We start from the raw sequence: 3,307 nt of genomic DNA, 5'->3' as shown, positions 1-3,307 counted from the left end.
GAAGCGTTTGAAACGATGTTTTGATCGGCTTTCAATTCTTTGTGGTTAACACCCATTACAAATGTAGGGGTATCATCTTTTGCAGGGGCGCTCATTACTACTTTTTTAGCACCGGCGTCGATGTGTTTTTGAGCAGTTTCCTGAGTTAAGAACAAACCGGTTGATTCGATTACAACCTCAGCACCTACTTCACCCCATTTAAGGTTAGCAGGGTCTTTTTCGGCAGTAACGCGGATGGTTTTACCGTTAACAACCAAATGACCGCCTTCAACAGCAATAGTACCTTTGAACTGACCATGGGTTGAATCGTATTTTAACATGTAAGCCATGTAATCTGGCTCAACAAGGTCATTAATACCAACAACTTCAATGTCTGGTCTTTCAATTGCAGCCCTGAATGCCAGGCGGCCAATACGGCCGAAACCGTTAATTCCTATTTTCATGATTTTTTAATTTTTACTTGAATAGTAGGTTAATAAATTATTTATGGGTTCTTTAATTATGTTAGTGATTTGCAGATCAGCTTCGGCGGCAGCTTCATACAAGTGTTCCTGAAAATTAAAAGCAACAGAGCCTGCAAAGTGCACAGACGTACCCGGGTGTTGCTGATATAAAGGTAACAAATATGTGGAAATTAGCTTGCTAAATCCTTTTTTTATGACGTTTTGCAGATGATGATCGTTCTTGTTATCGAGATAAAAATCAGTAAATGAGCTTAAAAATAAAGCTGGTTGTTTTTGCCGATAAACCTTTTCGAGCAGGTTTTTACGGTCGGCATCATATTTATGAATAAACTTTTTGCGGATGGTTGGGGGCAGGGTATCGTTCATGAAGCCTTTAATGAGCTGCCTGCCCAGCCAGTTGCCCGAGCCTTCATCGGCCAGGATATAACCTAAACCGTAATTGTTGGGCCAAACACGTTTACCGTCATACCAGGCGGCATTGGTACCGCTGCCGCAAATGCTTACAATACCGGGTTCATTTTTACAGCAGGCTATAGCCGCCCCGGCAATATCATGTTCAATAGATATTTTGCCGAACTTGAAGAAGGTTGCAAAGGCGTTGTGTACTATCTGCTTTCGCTCGTCTGACGAGGCACCGGCACCGAAGAAAAAAATGCGTTTTATTTCTTCGGCGTGGTGTATGAGGTTAATGTTTTTATTGAGCAGTTGGGTGATATGCTTTTCGTCGTTAAAATAGGGGTTAATGCCATTGGTTTTAAAGGAAGCAACAGTTCTTCCCTTATCAGTGAGCCTCCAATGTGCAAAGTACGATCCGCTATAAACAACTGCAATCATTAATAATCTATATCGATAATATATCCATCATTTGTAAAAGATCGTCTTCAAGCTTAAACTCATGGTGGTTAAGTGCTGCTTCAAGGTCTGTTAGCAAAATATGATTGGCTTGCAAACCTACCATTTTTTGCGACTCGCCGGCAACTAAAGCGTTAACTGCTGCAAAACCAAGCCTGCTGCCCAAAATACGGTCAAAGCTTGATGGTGCACCGCCCCGTTGCAAGTGGCCTAAGATAGTAACTTTTATGTCGTAATTTTTAACTTCCTGTTGTACAGCCTTTGCCACGTCATAAACACCGCCATTTTTATCGCCTTCGGCAACAATTACAATGCTTGATGATTTTTTGTTCATATGGCCTTCTTTCAAGTTGGCAATAAGATCGGTAATAGCTGTAGCACGCTCAGGCAGTAAAATAGCCTCGGCACCGCATGAAATACCGGCACGTAAAGCAATAGCGCCCGAATCGCGGCCCATCACCTCAATAAAGAAAAGGCGGTCGTGCGCATCGGCAGTATCACGGATTTTATCAATGGCCTGGATAACCGTATTGGTAGCGGTATCAAAGCCTAGGGTATAGGTTGAACCGCAAAGGTCATTATCAATTGTACCCGGTACGCCCATAACGGCAATGTCGGGATATTTGCGCGAAAAGCGGAGGGCGCCCGTAAAAGTACCGTCGCCGCCAATAACTACCAGGGCATCAATGCCACGGGCTTTAGCGTGTTGGTAAGCCTGCTCCATACCTTCGTCGGTTTTAAAAGGCAGGCAGCGTGCGGTTTTTAAAATGGTGCCGCCAAGGTTAAGGATATTACTTACCGAGCGTCGGTCCATTTCGTACATGTCATTGTCGATAAGGCCTTTATAACCTTGCCTTATACCTACAACTTCCAGTCCGTTGTATAGCGCGGTCCTGACAACTGCACGTATACAAGGGTTCATTCCGGGGGCATCACCACCTGAAGTTAAAACCCCGATCTTTGATATTTTACGCATCTTTCGCTCCTTAATTTTACGCTACGAAGATAGTGTGTGTAGATTACACCATTAAATTTTATTTATTTTTTTTTGGATTAGGAATTAAGGCTATATCTTTAAACTTATTAACTAAATCTCACTAATAGTTTGGAACTAATGTTACCCAAGTTTGATTCCGTATTCTCAATAGATTGCGTGATATTCGGCTTTGAAGCCGGCGAGCTTAAAATTTTGCTTATTGAGAGGAACGAGGAGCCGTACAAGGACTGGCTGGCATTGCCTGGCTATATTGTTGAGCAAGACGAGAGTATTGACGATGCTGCCGAGCGGATCTTATATGAGCTTACAGGCTTGCGGGATATGCACATGCAACAGTTTCATACTTTTGGCGAGGTAAACCGTCACCCGCAGGGCCGTGTAATTACGGTTGCCTATTACGCATTGATCAGGATAAACGGGCAAAAGGAATTACGACCGGTTACTCAATACGCCAAAAAAGCGTTCTGGCACCCGGTAAGCGAATTGCCCAAACTGGCCTTCGACCATACAGAGATCTTTAAAACAGGATTTAATAAAATAAAACGCCGACTGCATTACCAGCCGATAGCGTTTGAACTATTGCCCGAAAAATTTACGCTAACACAATTGCAGTCGCTTTATGAGGCTGTGTTAGATAAGAAACTGGATAAACGCAACTTCCGCAAAAAGATGCTGAGCTACGGCTTTTTGAAAGAGCTGGACGAGAAGCAGAAAGGTGTATCATATCGTGCTGCCAAGCTATACAAGTTTGATAAACGTAAGTACGGTAAGATTTTTCAGGGAGAGATGAACTTGGTTTAGCGGCGTTAGAGTCAGGAAATCAAGAGTCAAGAGTCAGGAAGTTTTTTTGAGATAAAAGAAAGGGTTGGGAGATTTTCCAACCTTTTTTGTTTTTAACAGGCCTCTCCGAGCGTCATTGCGAGTAACCATCAGGATTCTCCTGAAAAAAAATGAGATGACGTGCTCTGCGATGAGAAGTAAGATATTAGCGGAA

At 43.0% G+C, this 3,307-nt stretch carries 4 protein-coding genes; 1 reads left to right on the top strand and 3 read right to left on the bottom strand.

The window, feature by feature from the left end; genetic code table 11:
• The 3 genes from VF500_RS17920 to pfkA all read right to left on the bottom strand — a co-directional run.
• On the bottom strand, positions 1-443 hold a 443-nt coding region (locus tag VF500_RS17920; RefSeq protein ID WP_330860991.1), incomplete at its 3' end, for a glyceraldehyde 3-phosphate dehydrogenase NAD-binding domain-containing protein.
• A 6-nt stretch (positions 444-449) separates the two neighbouring features.
• A complete protein-coding gene (locus tag VF500_RS17915; protein WP_330860990.1) occupies positions 450-1,298 on the bottom strand; it encodes a hypothetical protein in 849 nt (282 codons plus the stop codon).
• A 7-nt stretch (positions 1,299-1,305) separates the two neighbouring features.
• Complete coding sequence (pfkA, locus tag VF500_RS17910; RefSeq protein ID WP_330860989.1) at positions 1,306-2,292, bottom strand: 6-phosphofructokinase; 987 nt, start codon at positions 2,290-2,292, stop codon at positions 1,306-1,308.
• Positions 2,293-2,421: 129 nt separating this feature from the next.
• On the opposite strand from pfkA, the gene VF500_RS17905 reads away from it, so the two are divergent.
• The gene (locus tag VF500_RS17905) at positions 2,422-3,114 is read left to right on the top strand and encodes an NUDIX hydrolase (RefSeq protein ID WP_414688585.1); all 693 of its coding nucleotides are present in this window, start codon (positions 2,422-2,424) and stop codon (positions 3,112-3,114) included.
• Positions 3,115-3,307 lie beyond the last annotated feature (193 nt).

Source organism: Mucilaginibacter sp., assembly GCF_036383575.1.
Lineage (GTDB): Bacteria > Bacteroidota > Bacteroidia > Sphingobacteriales > Sphingobacteriaceae > Mucilaginibacter.
The sequence above is the reverse complement of the archived record's forward strand: the minus strand, read 5'-3'. Positions and strand labels throughout refer to the sequence as shown.

Excerpts from the sequence above, each read along its gene's own strand:
- VF500_RS17915 (WP_330860990.1), bottom strand. The coding sequence starts at position 1,298 with ATGATTGCAGTTGTTTATAGCGGATCGTACTTTGCACATTGGAGGCTC.
- pfkA (WP_330860989.1), bottom strand. The coding sequence starts at position 2,292 with ATGCGTAAAATATCAAAGATCGGGGTTTTAACTTCAGGTGGTGATGCC.